Here is a 20,309-nt window from a genome sequence, read left to right on the forward strand (position 1 = left end):
CAGCCGTCCGGGCTGTGACTTTCGGCGGCCTCCGGCGGCGTGCCGGACTCCGTCCGGCGGTCGGGGGCGTGCGCTGTGCCTCGGCGAGTCGTTCACGGCGACCAGCTCACCCGGTGTTCCTGCAGTCGGGCCAGCACCGCGTGGTTCGCCTCCCAGCCGTCCGGGAACTTCACGAGTGTTCCGAGCTGGACCGGTTCCGTGGAGGGGTAGGCGTCCAGCAGTTCGCTCACTCCTGCCCGGCAGACCACGATGCACGCGTGCCGGTGGCGGGAGGCGAGCACGCACAGGCGGCCCGTCTCCAGGTGGAAGGCGGTGGCGTCGGGGCGGCCGGAGAGGGGGTGCAGAACGACCGTGACGTCGTACTCGCGGCCCTGCAGACGGTTCGCCGTGTCGACGGTGACGTCCGTGACGCCGAGTTCCGCAAGCGCCGCCCGCACCGCCGCCGCCTGGTCCCGGTGGGCCGTGCCGACGGCGATGCGTTCGGCGGTGAGGGGGCCCGGCTCCGGCGAGCGCTCCGACGTGGCCGCGCCGCCCCGGTCCAGCAGGCGCCGTACGACGGTCGCCACCGCCCGCACCGCCTCCGGATCGGTACGCGGGGTGTGCCGGGCCGGAAGCTCCAGCAGGCCCCAGCCCGACCGCGCCGCCTCGTCGATCACCCGGTCGGGACCGGAACCGTCCGAGGGGACGGCGAAGGCCAGGGCGCGGTCGTCGTGGCCGGTGCCGCTGCGGAAGGGCGTGTACGGGTAGAAGGCGTCGGAGACGAGCGGCGCGGCCGACGCGGGCAGCCGCCAGGAGACCGGCAGGCGGTGCTGCGGCAGCTGCGGGTTGTGCGCCAGCAGGGTGGTGACCGCCGACGCCGAGGGGTCGTACGACAGCCCCGCCCACTGCTCGCCGCCCACGATGGAGAACGGGTCCAGCTGCCCCGGGTCGCCGACGAACAGCGCCCGCTCGAACAGGCCGGCCACGGCCAGTAGCGAGTCGGAGCGCATCTGGTACGCCTCGTCGACGATGGCGTGCCCCCACGGCTCGTCGGTCTTCACGTGCGCCCACTTCGCGGCCGTGGAGATCACCACCGGGAGACCGCTCAGGTCGCCCGCCTTCGCCGACGTGCGAACGTTCGGCAGGTCGTCGAGCGCCTTGTCGTACGCGTCGGCGTCGCTGCTGTGCAGCCGCCCCACCGGCAGCTCGGGGCTCTTCTCCGCCAGGCGCAGGACGAGGTCGTCGACCTGCGCGTTCGTCTGGGCGACGATCATCAACGGGCGTCCCGCGTCGGCCAGTTCGAGCGCCGCGCGCACCACCAGCGTGGACTTGCCGGCGCCGGGCGGCGAGTCCACCACCACGCCGCGGGCGGTGCCGTGCAGGGTGTCGTGGAGGATCGCGTCGGTGGCCTCGGCGGCCGCGGCACCGGGGTCGAAGACGGTGGTCACAGGACGTCCTCCGCGGTCATCGGGTCGGCCGCCTCCGCGGCGGCCTCACCGGGCGGCCCGCCGTGCGTCCACGGCGTCTGCTCCGGGTCGGGCAGCTTCGGGCCGCCGCGCTGCTCGTGCTCGAAGAGGGTGAAGCAGAGCCGGTCGCCCTTCTCCGGCACGGAACCGGCCTCCGGCTCCTTGCCGCGGCCCATCTTGTCGAGGATCCGCAGCACGACCAGGCCCCCGCCGCCGGGTGAGTCCTCCCGTCCCACGAACTCCGCCGTCTGCGGCTTGCCGCCCAGCGAGCGGTACACCTTGGCGCGCTCGCCCAGATGCGGCCGGTCGTCCGTGCGGACCGTCACCAGCGGGCGAGGGCTGGGCCGCTTGCTCTCGCTGTACGCCATCACGACCTCGGTGACCTCACCCGCGAACGCCTCCCCGGACAGCCGTCGCCCGGCCATCACCAGCGGGTCGTCGAGGGCTTCCTGGGCCTCCAGCCGGGCCTGCTCGCGCTCGCGCGAGGCCAGCTTGTTCGCGGCCGTCACCGCGTCGTCACGGCGCGGCTGCGGGGGCTCGCCCGCGGTGATCCGATCGCGGTGCGCGGTGAACGACCAGCGGTCACGCGTCCACCGCTCCTCGACGTGCGCGCCGACGGGCAGTGCCCGCAGCAGGTCGAGGCCCTGCCAGACCTTCTCCCAGGTGGGCAGGGTGCGGCTGAGCACCAGCTCGCGGACGCCGCGCTCGGCGGCCGTCAGCTCACCGAGCCGGTCGTCCGCCTCCAGGCCGTCCTCGGCGGCGGCGAGAGCGGTACGCGCGCGGTCGTAGCGCTCGATGGCCGGGGCGAGCAGCTTGTTGTCGAACGCCGGGTCGGTGGCCGGCCCCGCGGGCGGGCACAGCAGCTGGCCCTTCGGGTCCCGGGCGAGCTCGGCGTGGAGCGCCGCCTCCGCGCCCGTCGTGCCGTCCGGCGGGTCGATCCAGGCCAGCAGGGCGCCCAGGTGCTGGTCCTCCAGGGTGGACTGGCCGGTCGCCCAGTGCCGGGACAGCACGTCGGTCACGGCGAGCAGGAGGGAGGAGCCGGGCACCCGCGCCCGCTCCCCGAAGTGGGTCAGCCAGCGGCCGAGCAGCGGCACGCGCGGGGGCGCGGGGTACGGCGTCTCCGGGTCCTGCTCCGCCGTACGCCGGAAGCGCATGGAGCGGCCCAGGAGGCGCAGGAAGTCGATGCCCGGGCGGCTGGGGACGATCAACTGCGGGGCGTCGGCGCACAGTTCGACCTCGACCTTGACCCGCTTGCCGGTCTCGGGGTCGGTCTCGTTGCGCTCGGCGGCCTCCACCTCCCCGGCGTACGCGTCGATGTACGGCAGGACCACATCCGCCAGCTCGGCCAGGAACGCGAACCTCAGGTCGCGGTCGCGCGGCTGCGGCACGACGAGCAGGCGCGGCGCGTCCCGGTCGGTGCCGACCAGCGCCCCGAGCGGGGCGCCTGCCTCACCGGCGGTGGTGAGCGGCACCAGGACCAGCGGCCGCTCGGCGAGATGCCGGTGCCGCACGGTGGCGGCGGCCTGGGCGCGGCCGGTGGCGACGGCCTCCAGACGGGCGAGCGTGGAGATCAGGGACATGGGGCGGCCTCCTGCTCCAGGGCCTCGGCCCGCAGCCGGGCGGCTCTGCGCAGCGCCGCCACCGCGGGGTCCTCGGGGTCGCCGAGCTCGCCGCGGGCCGCCGCCAGGACGTCCTCGACCGTGGTCAGACCGCCCAGTTCGGCACGGACCGAGCGGCCCAGGGCGGTCACCGCGCCGGCCTCGCGGGAGCGGGTGCGGCAGTGGAAGGCCAGTTCGCAGGCGGACAGGCACTCGGGGGCGTATGTGGCCGGGACCGACTCGACGGCCGACGTCAGCTCGGCGGCGGGCAGTTCGGGGGAGAAGCAGGTGCCCTCGGGGAGGGCGTCGGCGATGTCCTGGACGCGGGTGAGGCGGGCCAGCTGGCGGCCGGTGACGGCGCGCTGCTTGCGGACGTCGACGGCCGAGGCGGTGGGGAGGTTGGAGAAGTCCTTGGGGCAGACGAGGAGAACGCGGTGCCGCACGACCGGGGCGGGGTCGAGCCGTGCGGCGACCTCCTCCAGCGCCAGCACGTACACCGCCGCCTGCCGGGCCGCCGCGCCGACCTTCGCCGGGTCCGCCGAACCGTCCAGCATCGGGAAGGACTTGATCTCCACGACCGTCCAGCGGCCGTCGGGGTGGACCACCACGGCGTCCGGCTCCAGGAAGGCGGGGGAGCCGGCCACGTCCAGGGCGAGCATCGGGTGGTCGAGCAGCGTCCAGGTGCCGGCCGCGGCGGTCGCCTCGCGCAGGGCCAGCGCGGTGCGTGCCGCCCGTCCCTCGGGACCGGCCGCCGACAGGTCGGGCACCGTTGCGCCGGTGGGCGGCTCGGCGCCCCGGTCCAGCTTCTCGTGCACCAGCCTCAGCAGCTCCGCGCCGCCGTCCGCCTTGACCTTCGCCTCGAAGGCGTTGCCCCGGGTGAGGGCGAACTGCGACTGCCCGAAGACCGACGGCGAGCCCAGCGCGCTCGCCAGCGCCGCCTTGTTCACCCCGGCGCCGTCCAGGATGGCGCGCCGGCTGCAGCCCGGGTTGGCGGCGAGGGCGGCCAGGGCGCGCGCGTCCAGCGCCTTGGCCGGGACGCCGGGGCCACGCAGCTCAGCGAGCCGCTGCCGCAGCGCCTTCCCCTGCGTCCGTGGGGGAGGCACTCGGCTCGCCTCTCGGTCCGGACCCGGCGAGGGACTCGTGCTGCCGTGGAAATCGCTCACCCGCGGAAGTCTGGCATCCGCCACTGACAATTGAGGAACCTGAGGCACCGGAGCGCTTCGAGCCGAAGGAGAACAGCGCCCACACCCGGTCCGCGCCGGCCATGACGTACGGCGTCAGGAACAGTCCCAGGCCCATCACGGCCGCGCCCGCCACCGCGTCCAGGAAGTAGTGGTTCGCGGTGCCCATGACCACGATCGTGGTCAGCAGCGGATAGGCCACGGCGGCGGCCTTCGTCGTACGTGTCCTGCCGTACCGCCACAGCATGACCCCGCACCACAGGGCCCAGCCCACGTGCAGGCTCGGCATGGCCGCGTACTGGTTCGTCATGCCCCCGAGACCCTTCGGGGCGCTGGCCGCGCCTCCCCACCAGCCGTACGAGCTGTACTGGGCCATCGTGTCCACGAAGCCGTGGCCGGCCGACAGCAGGCGGGGCGGGCAGGTCGGCAGCAGGGTGAAGCCGATCAGGCCCATGAAGGTGGACGTCATCAGCCAGGTGCGGGCGGCCCGGTAGTGCGCGGCCCGCGACCGGAACAGCCAGATCAGGACCGCCGGCGTGACCACGTAGTGCAGCGAGGCGTACCAGAAGTCGGCCGGGACGCCGAGCCACGCCTCGCGCGTGAACAGCCGGTTGAGCGGATGTTCCGCGTTGAGGCGCAGGAACTTCTCGACGCGCAGGATCGCCAGGCCGTGGTCGACCGCCCCGGCCGTGTCACCGCGTACGACGAGCCGGCCGGCCGAGTAGCAGGCGTACACCAGGACGATCAGGGGCAGCTCGGTCCACCAGCGCAGGCGCGTGCGCGGGGCTGCAGCCTCGATGCCCGGTGTCGTCTCGGTCTTCGGCATCCGATCGCCTCCCCCTTCATTCTCGCGCGGCACCTGGTGATCGGGACGTGCCACTTTACGGTGTACGCGCGCCACCCCGTGGGGCGCCCCCGGCCCTCAAAGACGCAGAGATCGACCGCCGGGTTGCCCCCGCACAGGGTGCGGGATGATGGAACGGTTCCGCCTGCGATTTCTTTTCCGGAAGGGTTTCCTCCTCATGGCACCGCGCATCCTGCTGGCCCGGCACGGACAGACCGAGTGGTCGCTGTCCGGTAAGCACACCGGCAGGACCGACGTGCCGCTCCTGGAGGAGGGCCGACGCGGCGCGAAGCTGCTCGGCGAGCGGCTGCACCGGGCGCCGTTCGAGGGCCTGCCCGGGGTGGAGGTGCGCACCAGCCCGCTGGCACGCGCGCGTGAGACGTGCGACCTCGCCGGGTTCGGCGAGCGGGCGGCCGTCTGGGACGCGCTGATGGAGTGGGACTACGGCGTGTACGAGGGGATGACACCGGACGAGATCCAGGCCGTGCGGCCCGGCTGGCTGATCTGGCGGGACGGGGTGCCGGAGGGGGAGTCGCTGTCCGAGGTGACCGCCCGGGCCGACGAGGTGGTGGCCTGGGCGCGCTCGGCCGACCGCGACGTGCTGGTGTTCGCGCACGGGCACATCCTGCGGTCGATCGGGGCGCGCTGGCTGGACCTGCCGATCGACTTCGCGGCCCGGATCAGACTGAACCCCACCTCGCTGTCGGTACTGGGATGGGCTTACGGGGATCCGGCGATCGAAAGCTGGAACGACTCGGGGCACATGGCCTAGAGCCGGCCCGGAGCACCGGGCGCACCCGGAGCACGCGGCGCGCGCCGGTGTTCTCATGCCGTGCGTGGCACCGACGCGTGGCGCTCGAGGAAGCCCGAGACGCCCGCCGCACACCGGTGCGGGAGCAGCACCCTCGCCGTTCCCGCCAGCATCGTCTGGACCCGGGACGACTGCACCTGGTCCAGCAGGTCCAGCACCCGCATTCCCGCGTCCGCCGCCTCGTCCGGCCGGCCGCCCCGCGCGAGGTCGTCCGCCAGTTCCGCCGTGTACAGGGCGATGTTGCGGGTGAAGTGCGGGTCCTGCAGCTGCGCGGCGCGGCGCGCGTGACGGGCGGCGCGCGGCCAGTCGCCGAGTGTCGACCAGCACTGCGCCTCCAGACCCTCCAGCTCGGCCTCCCCGTAGAAGCTCATCCACTCCGGGTCGGCGTCCGAGGGACCTCGCTCGTACAGGACCTGCGCGCGGGCGAGCGCCTGTTCGCAGCCGGCGCGGTCGGCGAGCCCCGCCCAGCCGCCCGCCTCGCGCAGCGCGAGCAACGACATCAGACGGGCCGATCCCACACTGCGGCCGACGCGCTGCGCCGCCTGCGCCGCCCGCACCGCCTCGCGCGGCCGCCCCGCGTCGCGCGCGAGGAAGGCGGTGTTGCAGAAGGCGTGCGCCTCCAAGCCGTCGTCGCCGGTCATCCGGGCGGTCGCGAGGGCTTCCGCGTAGTGCGAGCGGGCGTCGTCGAAGCGCCCCGAGTCGTGCGCCAGCCAGCCCACCGAGATGGCGAGTTCACCGGCGCCCGAGTGCAGCCGGTCGGCGGTCGTCTGCCGGGTCGCGCCGGCGTCCAGCAGCGCGTAGGCGGCGCGCAGTGGAAGCGACGCCCGCCGGTAGAGGCCGTCCGCGCCGTGCCGGTCGTCCAGCAGCCGGATTCTGCGGACCGCCTCCTCCAGGGCGAACGCGTGGCTCGACCCGGCGCGGCGGACGGGCCGTCCCGCCGCCGCGGCGTCGAAGGCGAGCCCGATGGGGCCCAGCGAGGCCGCGGCCACGGTGGCGCCGCCCGTCATGAATGCGCGACGCAGCACGTCGCTCTCCTCGAAGTCGTCGTACGTCTCGTGGTTCTGGGTGTCATACGGTTCCCGCGCCCCGGGAGTCTCACCGACCGCACATGCCCGGCTCGCCGGGGGAGCGAGGGGCGCGCCCTCGTCGGCGTGCGCCCGGCGTCCGCGTACGGACGACCGGGGCGCGAAGCCCAGGTCGGTGAGCGTGCGGCCGGGGAACATGTGCAGGAACACCCGCTCGTACGCGTAGTTGGGGCAGCGGATCTCGCCCGCCTCCACCCGGCCCACGTAGCGCGCGTCGCAGCTGACCCGCTCCCCGATCTCCCGGGCGGCCCGCCGCACCGCCGCGGCGAACTCGGCCGGTGAGCGCCGCCCGCGCAATCGGCGGAAGGCGAGGTTGGGCCGTGTCGGGCGGGCGGGCAGGGGCTGGGACGAAGTCGCCTTTGACGACGCCATGGCCGGGTCCTCTCGTGCGAACCGTCGAACCATGCCGGGTTTGGGGTGGGTTGAAGTGTGAAACCCCGTTTCCGGCGGGCAAGAACGTACCCTCTGTGCCGGACCCGCCACGCGGGGTTTGGCTACAAACCGGATATCTCATCCTGGATCTGCCATGAACTGCCATCCTTTGTGGCGCACTTCCGCCGTAGCCGTTGACGTGCGCGTGCGTTGAACCAGGGGGACCGGGAGCCACCCGACTCCCGACCGCTTCGTTCAAGGAGGGGTTCCGTGGTTCAGGCCGGGATGAAGACGACGCCATCGACGACGGCGGGGCACGCCCCGACCCCGGACCTCAGCCCGCCGCCCCTCCCCGACGGCCCGTGCGATCTCGTCACCGTGCCGGCCCGCCAGGGGCTGGAGGCCGTCGACATCCTGCGCCGCGGGGCCGGCGACGCCGTAGGGCCCGTCCTGCACGACGACGGCTGCGACACCCTCGGCTTCCTGGTCCCGCCCGGCACGGCCGCCGCCTGGGACGTGCCGGGCAGTACCTGCACGGAGACCGACGGACGGGGGGTGAGCCTGAACCCCGAGCCGCTCGTCGAGGGGTCCGACTGGCTGCTGCCGCCCGGCGAGGTCGACCTCGCGACCGATCCGGCGGTGCTGCGGGCGGCGCTCGGCGAGGCGGCCCGGCTGATCGAGGCGGCCGACAACTGCCGGTGACGCCGGTCCGGGCGGGCGGGGCGGCCCCGGGGTGCCGATAATGGCGCAATGGGAAAGTCCAGGAGCCCGCGGCGCGGCGGTGCCGGCGCCGAAGCCGAAGCCGTCGTCGAGGCCGTCGACGGCGGGCTCGCCGAGCTCATACCCGACCGGGACCGGGCGCGTTCCTGGACACTGCTGATCGACGGGGCGCCGCAGTCGCACGTCGATCTCGACGACCCCTCTCACCTCTCCTTCGAGTACCAGCGGCGGCTCGGTCACGTCATCGACCTCGCCGCACCGCCCGGAAAACCCGTGCACGCCGTGCACCTCGGTGGGGGCGCCCTCACCCTCGCCCGCTACGTCGCCGCCACCCGCCCCCGCTCCACCCAGCAGGTCGTCGAACGCGACGCCCCCCTCGTCCAACTGGTCCGCAAACGCCTGCCGTTGGACCAGAACGCCCGGATCCGGGTGCGTTCCGCGGACGCCCGCGAAGGCCTCGCCAAGGTCCTCGACGGCTGGGCCGACCTCGTCATCGCGGACGTGTTCAGCGGTGCCCGCACGCCCGCCCACCTGACCTCCACGGAGTTCCTGGACGACGTACGCCGGGCCCTCAGGCCGGGCGGGACCTACGCCGCCAACCTCGCCGACGGCCCCCCGCTGGCCCACCTGCGCGGCCAGATCGCCACCGCCGCCGCCCGCTTCCCCGAACTCGCCCTGATCGCCGACCCTGCCGTGCTGCGCGGCAAGCGCTTCGGCAACGCCGTCCTCGTCGCCTCCGACACCCCGCTGCCGGTCGCCGAACTCACCCGCCGCGCCGCCTCCGACCCGCACCCGGCCCGCGTCGAACACGGCCGCGCCCTGCTGGACTTCACCGGCGGCGCGCTCCCCGTCACGGACGCCGAGGCCACCGCCTCACCCGCCCCGCCACCCTCCGTCTTCCGCTAGGGCCCGTCGCCGGCTAGTAGTTCCCCACGTCCACATGGGGCGGTCCGTCGTGCCAGGCGCAGATCACCGACACCTTGTTCGTGCCCGAGGTGAACTCCACCCGGATCCAGGTGTCCGTCTTCCACGTCTGCATCGACCAGCCGGTGCCGGGGGTCGCCATGACCAGCGTCGCGGAGCTCTCGCCGAGGTCGAAGACCACCCGCCCGCCGTCGGTGTCATAGCTCTTGACCTGGCCGGAGGCGGTACGGGACGCGGTGGGGGACGGGGTCTTCGAAGGTTTCGGCACCGCGGTCCGGGAGGGCTGCGCCGACGGGCTGCGCGACGGCGTCGGCAGGGCGCGCTTCGTCGACGACGCCAGCGGCTTCGAGTCCTGCGTGGTCGCGTCGGCCGCCGTGATGGGCAGGGCGCGCGGCGGGTCGTAGGCCGTGCCCGCCATCACCGTGTGGACGCCCCACCACGACAGCGTGACCGCCGCGCCCGTGGCGAGCGACCAAGCCAGTACGTGTACGAGTCCTCTGCGCATCGCCGTCATACTGCCTCACGCGTCCCACGGGCCGCACATGCTCGGAGTTATCCACAGGCTCCGGTGCGGCCCTCCCGCATGGCGTACGGTGCCGCGCATGGCAAGTGTGCTCGTGGTCGAGGACGACCAGTTCGTACGTTCGGCGCTGATCCGGCACCTGACCGATGCCGCGCACACCGTGCGCAGTGTCGGGACGGCGCTGGAAGCGCTGCGCGAGGTCGCCCATTTCCGTTTCGACGTGGTCGTCCTGGACCTCGGTCTGCCCGATCTCGACGGCTCCGAGGCGCTGAAGATGCTGCGCGGGATCACGGACGTGCCCGTGATCATCGCCACCGCCCGGGACGACGAGACGGAGATCGTCCGGCTGCTGAACGCGGGCGCGGACGACTACCTGACCAAGCCCTTCTCGGTGGAGCACCTGTCGGCGAGGATGGCGGCGGTGCTGCGGCGCTCCCGCACCGCCGCCGGCGACGTCCAGCCGACCAGCGTCCTGCGCGTCGGCGGCCTGACCGTCGACCCGCTGCGCCGTCAGGCCGAGTTGGACGGCGTCCGGCTCGACCTCACCCGCCGCGAGTTCGACCTGCTCGCCTTCCTGGCCGGCCGCCCCGGAGTCGTCGTGGCCCGCAAGGAACTCCTCGCCGAGGTGTGGCAGCAGTCCTACGGCGACGACCAGACCATCGACGTCCATCTCTCCTGGCTGCGGCGGAAGCTGGGCGAGACGGCGGCGCAACCACGCTATCTGCACACGCTGCGGGGCGTCGGCGTGAAGCTGGAGCCGCCGGGCGGGGAGGTGCCCCGATGAGATGGGCCCTGGTCAAGGTCTGTCTGGCGGTGACCGCGATGGTCGTGGTCGCCTTCGCCGTGCCGCTCGGGCTCGTCATCAAGGAGATGGCCCGCGACCGGGCGTTCTCCAACGCCGAACGGCAGGCGGCCGCCGTCGCCCCGGCGCTGTCCATCACCACCGAGCGCGACCAGCTGGAGAAGGTCGTCGCCTCGGCGGGCTCCGACACGGGGATGGCCGTGCACATACCGTCGGCCGACGGCAGGGCCGCCGTCGACATCGGGCGCCGGCGCGCCGCCGGCAACGACATCGCCACCGTGCGGAAGCTGGGCCGCGCCTCCACCACCGAGGTCCCCGGCGGCTTCACCCTGCTCTCGCCGGTGGCGCTCAGCTCCGGCGCCATCGCGGTCGTCGAGGTGTTCGTGCCCGAGTCCGAGGTCAGCAACGGCGTCGGCACGGCCTGGGCGGTGCTCGCCGGGGTCGGCGTCGCGCTGATCGTCGGGTCCGTCGCGGTCGCCGACCGGCTGGGAGTGCGGATGGTGCAGCCCGCCCAGCGGCTGGTCGAGGGCGCGCACGAGCTGGGGGAGGGCAAGCTGGGGGCGCGGGTGCCGGAGGAGGGGCCGACCGAACTGCGCCTGGCGGCGGTCGCGTTCAACTCCATGGCCGACCAGGTCGTACAACTCCTGGCCAATGAGCGCGAGTTGGCCGCGGATCTGTCCCACCGGCTGCGCACCCCCCTCACCGTGCTGCGGCTCAACGCGGCCTCGCTCGGCGAAGGGCCCGCCGCGGACCAGACCAGGGCCGCCGTCGCCCAGCTGGAGCGCGAGGTCGACACGATCATCCGCACCGCACGGGAGGCCAAGCCGCAGACCGCCGCGGCCGGGCCGGGCGCCGGGTGCGACGCGGCCGAGGTGGTGCGCGAGCGGATGGCGTTCTGGTCGGCTCTGGCCGAGGACGAGGGTCGCAAGTGGCGGGTGGCCGGTGCCGACCGGCCGGTGCGGATACCCGTGGCCCGGGCGGACCTCGCGGCCGCTCTCGACGCCCTGCTCGGCAACGTCTTCCGGCACACCGCCGAGGGCACGGCCTTCGCGGTCGACCTGCACAACGGCGAGGACGCGGTGATCGTGCTCGTCTCCGACGCGGGCCCGGGCATCCTCGACCCCGAGGCGGCCATGGCGCGCGGGCGCGGCTCGGGCAGCGACGGCTCCACCGGCCTCGGACTGGACATCGTGCGGCGGCTCGCGGAGGCGACCGGCGGTGACGTGCGGATCGGGTCGTCCGTGCTCGGCGGGACCGAGGTGCGGATCTGGATCCAGCTGGACGGGCGGGCGCGGACACCGGGCGGGCGAGGGCACCGGTCGGTGCGCCGACGCAGACGGGCCGTCGCGAGATGACCCGGGACGGGACGGCTTGGGGATCGGCGGCCGGACCGGGAGGGGGATCGGTGGCCGTATTGGTCTCGACCTTTAACCGCCCCCGATCCCTTCCTTAAGCGCACCCTAAGATCCTCAACCCCCGTCCGGATCAGGTACTTTGCCCGATTCCGGCTCGCTAGCGTGCCACGCCATGAGCATGCATCGACACAAGGTCAGCGGCAGGAACAAGGTCATCGGCGGTGTCGTCGCCGCGGCCGTCGTGGGCGGTGGCGCGATCCTCCTCACCGGTACCGCGCAGGCGGCCGGCATCGGGGCCGCGTACACGAAGACCAGTGACTGGTCGACGGGGTACACCGCCCAGTACGTCGTGACGAACAACAGCGGCGCGACGGAGAAGACCTGGAAGCTGGAGTTCGACCTTCCGTCGGGCTCCAAGCTCAGTTCGCTCTGGAACGCCGAGTCGGCCGTGAGCGGGCAGCACGTCACCGTGACCCCGGCGAAGTGGGACACCGACGGCCTCGCGCCCGGCAAGTCCGTCACCGTCGGCTTCGTCGTCAACGGCACCGCGGACCCCAAGAGCTGTCTCATCGACCGTGCCAAGTGCTCCGCGGACGACGGACCGACGCCCGAGCCGAGCGGCCGCCCCACCGAGTCCGCCACGCCCACCGCCACACCGACGGCGACCCCCACCGCCACCCCCACCCCCACCGCGTCCCCCTCCCAGAGCACCGGCACCGGCACCGGCACGAGCGCCGGCTTCGCGCCCTACGTCGACACCTCGCTCTACCCGGCCTTCGACCTGCTCGCGAGCGCCGACGCCACCGGCGTGAAGACCTACAACCTCGCGTTCGTCACCGACGGCGGCGGCTGCACCCCCAAGTGGGGCGGGGTGACGGACCTCGGCAGCGACGGCGTCGCAGCCCAGATCGGCTCCCTGCGCGCCAAGGGCGGCGACGTCCGGGTCTCCTTCGGCGGCGCCTCCGGCTCGGAGCTGGCCACGACCTGCTCCTCGGCGGACGCGCTGGCCGCGGCGTACGGGAAGGTCGTCGACGCGTACAAGCTGACCAAGGTCGACTTCGACGTCGAGGGCGGCGCGCTGCCGAACACGGCGGCGAACACCCGCCGCGCCCAGGCGATAGCCAAGCTCCAGGCCCAGCACCCCGGCCTGGACGTGTCGTTCACCCTGCCCGTGATGCCCGAGGGCCTCACCCAGGACGGTGTGAACCTCCTGTCCAACGCCAAGTCCAACGGCGTGAAGACCTCCACCGTCAACATCATGGCCATGGACTATGGCGCCTCATACAGCGGCGACATGGGCACCTACGCCGAGCAGGCCGCGACCGCCACGCAGGCGCAGGTCAAGAGCGTCCTGGGGCTCTCCGACAGCGCGGCGTGGAAGGCGGTCGCGGTGACTCCGATGATCGGCGTCAACGACGTCTCCACCGAGATCTTCAAGGTCGACGACGCCACCCAGCTGGTGAACTTCGCCAAGTCCAAGGGCCTGGGCGGCCTGTCGATGTGGTCCGCCACCCGCGACAAGCAGTGCGCCGGAGGCACCAAGCCCACCGCCGACGCCACCTGCAGCTCGATCACCCAGAGCGCGTTCGCCTTCTCGAAGGCTTTCGGCGCCTTCAACTGACGGCCGTGAACGCAGCCGGGGCGCGGCGCTCCCCTCGGGCGCCGCGCCCCGCCCCCCGCTCTCCGGCCGCCCGGTCGGCCGGGCGGCCGGCCCGTCAGTCGGAGATCACCGGCGGCAGCGTCCCGGACCGCGCCGCCTGCCCGTACCAGAGGGCGCTGGACTTCGGCGTACGGGCGAGGGTGGCGTAGTCGACGTAGACCGCGCCGAAGCGCTTCTCGTAGCCGTACGCCCACTCGAAGTTGTCCATCAGGGACCACAGGTAGTAGCCGCGGACGTCCGCGCCGTCGGTGATGGCGCGGCGGACCGCCGAGAGGTGCCCGTGCAGGTAGGCGATGCGCTCGGGGTCGTGGACGCGGCCGTCGGGGTCGGGCTTGTCGTCGCAGGCGGCGCCGTTCTCGGTGATGTACAGCGGCAGACCGGGAGCCTCCCGCGTGTAGCGCATGATCAGCTCGTGCAGGCCCGTCGGGTCGATCGTCCAGCCCATCTCGGTCCGCTCGCCCGGCGTCTGGTGGAAGGAGACGTCGTCGGCGCCCGGCCAGGGGGAGTGCTCACTGGCGCCGTGGCCGTCGGTGCGCGGACCGGTCACCGGGGTGCCGGCCGCCGAAACCAGGGTCGGCGTGTAGTAGTTGAGGCCCAGCGCGTCCAGCGGTTGGTGGATCGCGCGCAGGTCGCCGTCGAGGACGTACGACCAGTCGGTGATCGACTCGGTCGCCGACAGCAGCGACTCGGGGTAGGCGCCGTGCAGGATCGGGCCGTGGAAGACCCCGTTCGCCAGATCGTCGATCTTGCGCACCGCCGCCAGGTCCGCCGGGTCCTGCGGCGAAAGCGGCCTGACCACGGAGGAGTTCAAGCTGAGCGCGACGGAGTTGCGGGCCGGCATGGCCGCGCGCAGCGCCGAAGTGCCCAGGCCGTGGGCCAGGTTGAGGTGGTGCGCGGCCCGCAGCGACGCCTCGGGGTCCGTGCGGCCCGGCGCGTGCACGCCGGATGCGTAACCGAGGAACGCGCTGCACCAAGGCTCGTTGAGCGTGATCCACTGCTCCACGCGGTCGCCCAGCGCCTCGCCGACGATCTGCGCGTACTCGGCGAACCGGTAGGCCGTGTCCCGCTCCGGCCAGCCGCCCGCGTCCTCCAGCTCCTGGGGCAGGTCCCAGTGGTAGAGGGTGACGGCCGGCTTGATGCCGTGGGCCAGCAGCTCGTCGACCAGGCGACGGTAGAAGTCCAGGCCGACCTGGACGGCGGGTCCCCGGCCCGTCGGCTGCACCCGCGACCAGGAGATCGAGAACCGGTACGCCGTCAGGCCCAGTTCGGCCATCAGGGCCACGTCGTCGCGGTAGCGGTGATAGTGGTCGACAGCGATGTCACCGTGCTCGCCGCCGGCGGTCTTGCCCGGCGTATGGCTGAAGGTGTCCCAGATCGAGGGCGTACGGCCGTCCTCCCGCACCGCCCCCTCGATCTGGTACGCGGAGGTCGCCGCGCCCCAGAGGAAGGCGGGAGGAAAGGTCACCGGGGTGGCCGGCGTTGCGGGTTGAGGCATGGAAGCGCTCCCAGGAGAGGTCGTACTGACCGGAGAATTCGTATGAGGGGGTGAGTCAGCCCTTGATCGCGCCGGCCATGATGCCGCCGACGATCTGCTTGCCGAACAGCAGGAACGCGATCAGCAGCGGCAGCGTGCCCAGCAGCGCACCCGCCATGATCACGGCCTGGTCGGGTACATACCCGGTGCCGAGCGAGTTCAGGGCGACCTGCACGGTCGGGTTCTGCTGGGTGAGGGCGATGATCGGCCACAGGAAGTCGTTCCAGGCGAACACGAAGGTCAGCAGGCCGAGGACGGCCATCGCGGGCCGTGCCGCGGGGAAGACCACGTGCCAGACGACTCTCAGGCTGCTCGCCCCGTCGACCCGGGCCGCCTCGATCAGCTCGCTCGGCAGCGCCTGCACCAGGTACTGGCGCATGAAGAACGTGCCGAAGGCCGTCACCAGCGTCGGCAGGATGACCGTCTGCAGCTGGTTGGACCAGCCCAGGTTCGACATCCACAGGTACAGGGGGACGACGGCCAGCTGCGGCGGGATCATCATCGTGCCGATGGTCAGCAGCAGCAGGACCCCGGAGAACTTGAACCGCAGCTTGGCGAAGGCGAAGCCGGCGAGCGTGGAGAACACCACCGTGCTGACGGTGATGGTGCCCGCGACGATCACGCTGTTGAGCATGGCCGTGCCGAGGCCGGCCTGGTCCCAGGCGGCCTGCATGTTCTTGAACAGGTTCCCGCCGAACCACAGCGGCGGGGGCGTCTGGGCCAGCCGCCGGTCGGTGCGCGAGGCGGCGATCGCCGTCCACACCAGGGGCGCCAGCGAGACCAGCGCGAAGACACCCAGGACGAGGTAGGTCACCGGGCCCGCGTGCAGCTGCTTGCCCGCGCCCATCACACGGCGGGTGCGGGGCTTCTTCGGCTGCGCCTGAGGCAGCGTCAGTTCACTGGTGGTCATTGGGACTTCCTCAGGCGTCGGGTGAACAGCAGGTTGATCACCGCGATGATCATCAGGATCAGGAACATCGTCCAGGCGATCGCCGACGCCTTGCCGAGGTTGCCGATGATCCAGCCCTGGTCGTACATGTACAGACCGAGCGTCTGGTACTGGTGCTCCGACCCGCCCTTGGAGCCGCTGACCCCGCCGAACAGCAGGGGCTCGCCGAAGAGCTGGGTCGCGCCGATGGTGGAGACGACCACGGTGAACAGGATGGTCGGCCGCAGCTGCGGGATCGTCACGTGGCGGAACTGCTCCCAGCGGTTGGCGCCGTCGATCGCCGCCGACTCGTAGAGGTCGGTCGGGATCGCCTGCATGGCCGCGAGGTAGATCAGCGCGTTGTAGCCGGTCCACCGCCAGATGACGATCGACGACACCGCGAACTGCGAACCCCAGTCGGACTCACGCCAGTTGATCGGATCGATCCCCACGAAGTGGAGAATCCAGTTGATCATGCCGCCGTCCCACGAGTACAGCAGCGTGAAGACGAGCGTCGCCGCCGCCACCGAGGTGGCGTACGGGGTGAGCATCACGACCCGCCAGACGGTGGAGCCGCGCAGCCGGTAGTTCAGCAGGTGGGCGAGCCCGATCGCGGCCATCAGCTGCGGCACCGTCGAGATCAGGCCGATCGTGAAGGTGTTCTTCAGGGCGTTCCAGAAGAAGTCCGAGCTGAGCAGGTTCTTGTAGTTGTCCAGGCCGGCCCAGGTCTGGGTGTCCAGCGAGGAGAGCTGCACGTTGTGCAGCGAGTACCAGGCCGTGTACAGCAGCGGGACCAGCGAGAAGGCCCCGAAGATGATGAAGAAGGGAGCGATGAACGCGTACGGGGACGCCTTCATGTCCCAGCGGTACAGCCGGCTGCGCCAGGACGAGGGGCCCTGGGGCGGTGTACCGCGACCGTGAGCGCCCCGGGCCGCGCCCGGCGAAGTGCCGGGCGCGGCGTCGGCGCTCGTCGCGGGGTGCGCGAGAGCCTTGGAGCTGGTCACTGGCCGAGCACGTCCTTGATCTCGTTCTTGGCCGCGTCCCAGCCCTGCGAGGGGCTCTTGCCCTTCTGCTCGACCTGGAGGATGCCGACGTCCGTGAGCGCGGTGTTGATCGGCTGGTCCTTGATGCCGAAGACCTGGACCGGGATGGTCTTCGCCGAGTCACCGAAGATCTGCGTGATCGGCGCGTTGGAGAAGTACGCCGTGGTGTCGGCGGCCGGCTTCAGGTTCGCGTAGGCCGACGGGGTCGACGGGAAGCTGGCCTGCTTGGCGAACACCTTCGCCTGCTGCTCGGGCGCGGTCAGCCACTTCGCCAGGGCTATGGCCTCCTTCTGGTGCTTGCCCGCCGTCGGCACGCCGAGGAAGGAGCCGCCCCAGTTGGACGCGGTCGGGGCCGCCGCCACGTCCCAGTTGCCCTTGCCGGCGTCGCCGGACTTCTGCTCGATGTAGCCGATCATCCAGGCCGGGCAGGCCACCGTGGCGAAGGACGCGTTGGCGTAGCCCTGGTCCCACGGCTTGTCGAACTGCTTGAGCTTGGCCGACATGTTGCTGGTCGCCACCGACATCGCGACGTCCCAGGCCTTCTTCACGCCGTCGGACTTGTCCCAGATGACGTTGCCGCTCTTGTCGTAGTAGCGCTCGCTCGCGCCACCGAGGGCCGCGTTGTAGATCGAGGAGGCCGAGTCCACGAACTTGGTGCCCTTGGGCGCCTTCTTCATGTACTCCTTGCCCAGGTCGACGTACTTCGCCCAGTCGCCCTTCCACTGCGCGGCGAGCTTGGTGCGGTCCGTCTCCAGGCCGGCCTTCTTGAACAGGTCCTTGCGGTAACAGATCGCCATGGGACCGACGTCCGTGCCGAGCCCGATCAGCTTGCCGTCCTTCGTGGTGGCCTGGGCGTTCTTCCAGTCCAGCCACTGGGACTTGTCGACGTCCTTGCCGAGGTCGACGAACTTGCTGCCCTGCGTCTGCACGGCCTCGGTGATGTTGCCGACCTCGATGGCCTGGACGTCGTCCGTGCCGGAGCCGGCCTGCAGGCGGGTGAGCACCTTCGGCCAGTACACGTCGGTACGAGTGGTGACGTTCTCCTTGATGCTGATGTTCGGGTGCAGCTTCATGTACTCGTCGTAGAGGCCGGCCTGCTTGTAGCCGAACACACCGAAGGTACCGATGGTCAGCGTCGTCTTGCCCTTGCCGCTGCCACCACCGTCGTTCGACGAACCGCTGTCCGAGTCCTTGGAGCAGCCGGCCAGCAGCCCCGTGGCCAGCGCGGCCACGGCCGCGACGGCCATGAGCCTGCGGGACCGTCGGGTACTCGTGCCCATTTGCGTCCTCCTGTTGCCTGACGTGCCGACCCCCCGGCCAACGGCATTGTTGGGCCCGTTCATACTCGCTGCGGCTCGGGCGGGGAACGTGCGGGATGTGTATGTGTCAGGTACCGTGGGAGCGCTCCCACAGGTGATGTGTTGAAGGTTCGTCGGTTCGGGCGGGGGTGTCAAGGGAGCAGACGCGGAGTTATGCGTTCAGTTATCTGGCCGTTAAGTGGAATAGCAGGGTCCGTGACCTGCTCCCTCCCGACGGTCCCCGGCCCGGGGACGACGGCACCCTGTCGCAGTCACCGCAGCTGGCGGGGCTGTTAGATTCAGCCAACGTAGGTCCATGGGAGGGCGGAGCCAATGGCAACAGGCCACGGAGCGCGGGGTCGCAGCGGGGGCCGGCCCACCCTCGAGGAGGTCGCCGCGCGAGCCGGCGTGGGCCGGGGCACGGTCTCCCGGGTCATCAACGGCTCTCCCCGGGTGAGCGAGGCGACCCGCGCGGCGGTCGAGGCGGCCGTCGCGGAGCTCGGCTACGTCCCCAACACGGCCGCACGTGCCCTCGCCGCGAACCGCACCGACGCGATCGCCCTGGTGGTCCCCGAGCCGGAGACGCGTTTCTTCGCCGAGCCCTACTTCTCCGACATGCTGAGGGGCGTGGGCGCGGAGATCTCCGACACGGAGATGCAGCTGCTGCTGATCTTCGCGGGCAGCGACCGGGAGCGACGCAGGCTCGCCCAGTACCTGGCCGCGCACCGGGTGGACGGGGTCCTGCTGGTCTCGGTCCACGCGGACGACCCGCTCCCCGACCTGCTCGCGCAGCTGGAGATCCCGGCGGTCATCAGCGGCCCCCGCTCGGCCGCCGAGACCCTGACCTCGGTGGACTCCGACAACTACGGGGGCGGCCGCTCGGCCGCCGAGCACCTGCTCGCCCGGGGTCGCCACAAGATCGCCCACATCACCGGCCGCCTCGACGTCTACGGCGCCCAGCGGCGCGTCGACGGCTACCGGGACGCCCTGCGCGACGCGGGCCACGAGGTGGACGAGGCCCTGATCGAGCCGGGCGACTTCACCGAGGAGGGTGGCCGCCGCGCGATGACCCGGCTGCTGTCCCGCTGCCCCGACCTGGACGCGGTCTTCGCCGGCTCGGACGTCATGGCGGCCGGCGCCCGCCAGGTCCTGCGCGAGGAGGGCCGCCGCATCCCCGACGACGTGGCCCTCGTCGGCTACGACGACTCGGCCATCGCCCGCCACATGGACCCGCCGCTCACCAGTGTCCGCCAGCCCATCGAGGAGATGGGCCGCCGCATGATCGACCTCCTCCTGGAGGAGATCGCCGACCGCCGCCCGGCGGCCTCGCGCGGGCTGGAGCGCCGGCAGGTGGTCCTGGCCACGGAACTGGAGGCCCGGGCGTCGTCGTGACGGCGACCGCTCAGCGGGGCAGTTCCAGGCGCCAGCGGCGTTCGCCCTCGTGTTCCTCGTCCGTCGGGGTCAGGCCCGCCGACCGGGCGACGGCGGCGGAGGCCGTGTGGTCGGGGTGGATGTGCGCCGACACCGTGGAGAGGGCGGCGTGCCGGGCGAGCAGGGCCACGAGTCCGCGGGCCGCCTCGCAGGCGTAGCCGCGCCCCTGCCAGGGCGTGCCGACCACCCAGGCGATCTCCGCGTCCGATCCGGCGACGGTGGCCTGGACCGTCCCCACCAGCCGGGAGTCCTCCCGTCGCCGCAGCACCCAGTTGCACCAGGAGACGGCCGGGTCGGGAGAGCCGGCGACCAGCCGTTCGTAGCGGATCCGCAGGGCTTCGGGGGAGCTGGGGCTGCCGCCGATGAAGGTGTGCAGCGCCGGGTCCGACAGTACGGCGGCCATCTCGTCGGCGTGGCCGACGCTCAGCGGGACGGCATCCAGGCGGCTCGTCCGGAACGGCTCGGTGGGCAGGGAAGGAGTCTCGGTCATCGCCGGCACCCTATGCCGGATTCCGAGGTGGGCCCGGAACACGAATCAGCCGGTGGCTCCGTCTTCACGGAGCCACCGGCTGGTCGTTCAGGGTGAGTGACGGGACTCGAACCCGCGACATCCTGGACCACAACCAGGTGCTCTACCAGCTGAGCTACACCCACCATGACCGGTAGTGGACTTGGGGTCTTACCGACCGGCCGAGAAAAAGTGTACAGGGTCCGAAGGGGTGCTCGCGCACGGCTTTCGCGGCCCCCCTCCGGCG

18 protein-coding genes and 1 tRNA gene are annotated in these 20,309 nt (G+C 72.3%); 7 read left to right on the forward strand and 12 right to left on the reverse strand.

The genetic code is table 11. The features are described 5' to 3' along the window. Window positions 1–92 precede the first annotated feature (92 nt). The 4 genes from ACQF4J_RS28295 to ACQF4J_RS28310 are packed head-to-tail and all read right to left on the reverse strand — an operon-like array spanning window position 93 to window position 5,050. Window positions 93–1,427 carry an AAA domain-containing protein gene (locus ACQF4J_RS28295; protein WP_351574887.1) on the reverse strand — a complete coding sequence of 445 codons (1,335 nt, stop codon included), beginning with the start codon at window positions 1,425–1,427 and terminating at the stop codon, window positions 93–95. Further along, window positions 1,424–3,025, reverse strand: a complete 1,602-nt coding sequence (locus tag ACQF4J_RS28300) for a hypothetical protein (RefSeq protein ID WP_351574890.1) — start codon at window positions 3,023–3,025, stop codon at window positions 1,424–1,426. The genes ACQF4J_RS28295 and ACQF4J_RS28300 overlap by 4 nt, the downstream gene beginning before the upstream one ends. Beyond that, window positions 3,016–4,146 carry a hypothetical protein gene (locus tag ACQF4J_RS28305; RefSeq protein ID WP_427167087.1) on the reverse strand — a complete coding sequence of 377 codons (1,131 nt, stop codon included), beginning with the start codon at window positions 4,144–4,146 and terminating at the stop codon, window positions 3,016–3,018. The genes ACQF4J_RS28300 and ACQF4J_RS28305 overlap by 10 nt, the downstream gene beginning before the upstream one ends. After that, the gene (locus tag ACQF4J_RS28310) at window positions 4,097–5,050 is read right to left on the reverse strand and encodes a phosphatase PAP2 family protein (protein WP_351574895.1); all 954 of its coding nucleotides are present in this window, start codon (window positions 5,048–5,050) and stop codon (window positions 4,097–4,099) included. Before ACQF4J_RS28310 ends, ACQF4J_RS28305 begins: the two co-directional genes overlap by 50 nt. A gap of 196 nt (window positions 5,051–5,246) precedes the next feature. On the opposite strand from ACQF4J_RS28310, the gene ACQF4J_RS28315 reads away from it, so the two are divergent. Then, window positions 5,247–5,840: a histidine phosphatase family protein gene (locus tag ACQF4J_RS28315; protein ID WP_351800271.1), complete on the forward strand. Its 594-nt coding sequence runs from the start codon at window positions 5,247–5,249 to the stop codon at window positions 5,838–5,840. 53 nt (window positions 5,841–5,893) lie between these two features. Here ACQF4J_RS28315 and ACQF4J_RS28320 read toward each other — a convergent pair whose 3' ends face one another. Then, window positions 5,894–7,336, reverse strand: a complete 1,443-nt coding sequence (locus ACQF4J_RS28320; protein ID WP_351574901.1) for a hypothetical protein — start codon at window positions 7,334–7,336, stop codon at window positions 5,894–5,896. Window positions 7,337–7,606: 270 nt separating this feature from the next. On the opposite strand from ACQF4J_RS28320, the gene ACQF4J_RS28325 reads away from it, so the two are divergent. After that, entirely contained in the window at window positions 7,607–8,038 is a 432-nt protein-coding gene (locus ACQF4J_RS28325; protein WP_351800274.1) for a hypothetical protein, read from the forward strand. Window positions 8,039–8,086: 48 nt separating this feature from the next. Continuing rightward, window positions 8,087–8,962, forward strand: coding sequence for a spermidine synthase (locus ACQF4J_RS28330; RefSeq protein ID WP_427167088.1), 876 nt, complete (start codon window positions 8,087–8,089; stop codon window positions 8,960–8,962). A 13-nt stretch (window positions 8,963–8,975) separates the two neighbouring features. Here the strand turns inward: ACQF4J_RS28330 and ACQF4J_RS28335 are convergent, their stop codons facing one another. Beyond that, window positions 8,976–9,485 (reverse strand): hypothetical protein, encoded by a 510-nt coding sequence (locus ACQF4J_RS28335; RefSeq protein WP_351574910.1) that lies wholly within the window; start codon window positions 9,483–9,485, stop codon window positions 8,976–8,978. 97 nt (window positions 9,486–9,582) lie between these two features. On the opposite strand from ACQF4J_RS28335, the gene ACQF4J_RS28340 reads away from it, so the two are divergent. The 3 genes from ACQF4J_RS28340 to ACQF4J_RS28350 all read left to right on the forward strand — a co-directional run bounded on the left by ACQF4J_RS28340 (window position 9,583) and on the right by ACQF4J_RS28350 (window position 13,281). After that, the gene (locus ACQF4J_RS28340) at window positions 9,583–10,287 is read left to right on the forward strand and encodes a response regulator transcription factor (RefSeq protein WP_351574913.1); all 705 of its coding nucleotides are present in this window, start codon (window positions 9,583–9,585) and stop codon (window positions 10,285–10,287) included. Next, window positions 10,284–11,660 (forward strand): sensor histidine kinase, encoded by a 1,377-nt coding sequence (locus tag ACQF4J_RS28345; protein WP_427167089.1) that lies wholly within the window; start codon window positions 10,284–10,286, stop codon window positions 11,658–11,660. The genes ACQF4J_RS28340 and ACQF4J_RS28345 overlap by 4 nt, the downstream gene beginning before the upstream one ends. Window positions 11,661–11,832: 172 nt before the next feature. After that, window positions 11,833–13,281 carry a glycoside hydrolase family 18 protein gene (locus ACQF4J_RS28350; RefSeq protein WP_427167090.1) on the forward strand — a complete coding sequence of 483 codons (1,449 nt, stop codon included), beginning with the start codon at window positions 11,833–11,835 and terminating at the stop codon, window positions 13,279–13,281. Between the two features lie 94 nt (window positions 13,282–13,375). Here the strand turns inward: ACQF4J_RS28350 and ACQF4J_RS28355 are convergent, their stop codons facing one another. Genes ACQF4J_RS28355 through ACQF4J_RS28370 form a run of 4 tightly spaced genes read right to left on the reverse strand, consistent with a single transcriptional unit; the run spans window position 13,376 to window position 18,105 of the window. Beyond that, window positions 13,376–14,815 (reverse strand): GH1 family beta-glucosidase, encoded by a 1,440-nt coding sequence (locus ACQF4J_RS28355; RefSeq protein WP_351565554.1) that lies wholly within the window; start codon window positions 14,813–14,815, stop codon window positions 13,376–13,378. 55 nt (window positions 14,816–14,870) lie between these two features. Beyond that, window positions 14,871–15,764: a carbohydrate ABC transporter permease gene (locus ACQF4J_RS28360; protein WP_351565557.1), complete on the reverse strand. Its 894-nt coding sequence runs from the start codon at window positions 15,762–15,764 to the stop codon at window positions 14,871–14,873. Beyond that, complete coding sequence (locus tag ACQF4J_RS28365; protein WP_200705717.1) at window positions 15,761–16,786, reverse strand: carbohydrate ABC transporter permease; 1,026 nt, start codon at window positions 16,784–16,786, stop codon at window positions 15,761–15,763. The genes ACQF4J_RS28360 and ACQF4J_RS28365 overlap by 4 nt, the downstream gene beginning before the upstream one ends. Further along, window positions 16,783–18,105 carry an ABC transporter substrate-binding protein gene (locus tag ACQF4J_RS28370; protein ID WP_351565559.1) on the reverse strand — a complete coding sequence of 441 codons (1,323 nt, stop codon included), beginning with the start codon at window positions 18,103–18,105 and terminating at the stop codon, window positions 16,783–16,785. Before ACQF4J_RS28370 ends, ACQF4J_RS28365 begins: the two co-directional genes overlap by 4 nt. A 351-nt stretch (window positions 18,106–18,456) precedes the next feature. Here ACQF4J_RS28370 and ACQF4J_RS28375 point away from each other — a divergent pair, with 351 nt between their 5' ends. Then, entirely contained in the window at window positions 18,457–19,515 is a 1,059-nt protein-coding gene (locus ACQF4J_RS28375) for a LacI family DNA-binding transcriptional regulator (RefSeq protein ID WP_351565562.1), read from the forward strand. A gap of 10 nt (window positions 19,516–19,525) precedes the next feature. Here ACQF4J_RS28375 and ACQF4J_RS28380 read toward each other — a convergent pair whose 3' ends face one another. Both ACQF4J_RS28380 and ACQF4J_RS28385 read right to left on the reverse strand, forming a co-directional pair. Further along, window positions 19,526–20,044: a GNAT family N-acetyltransferase gene (locus ACQF4J_RS28380; protein ID WP_427167092.1), complete on the reverse strand. Its 519-nt coding sequence runs from the start codon at window positions 20,042–20,044 to the stop codon at window positions 19,526–19,528. A gap of 91 nt (window positions 20,045–20,135) precedes the next feature. Beyond that, window positions 20,136–20,208: transfer RNA gene (locus ACQF4J_RS28385), tRNA-His, on the reverse strand. Window positions 20,209–20,309: the final 101 nt, after the last annotated feature.

Origin of the sequence: Streptomyces sp. C1-1, from assembly GCF_050214755.1 — a bacterium.
GTDB lineage: Bacteria > Actinomycetota > Actinomycetes > Streptomycetales > Streptomycetaceae > Streptomyces.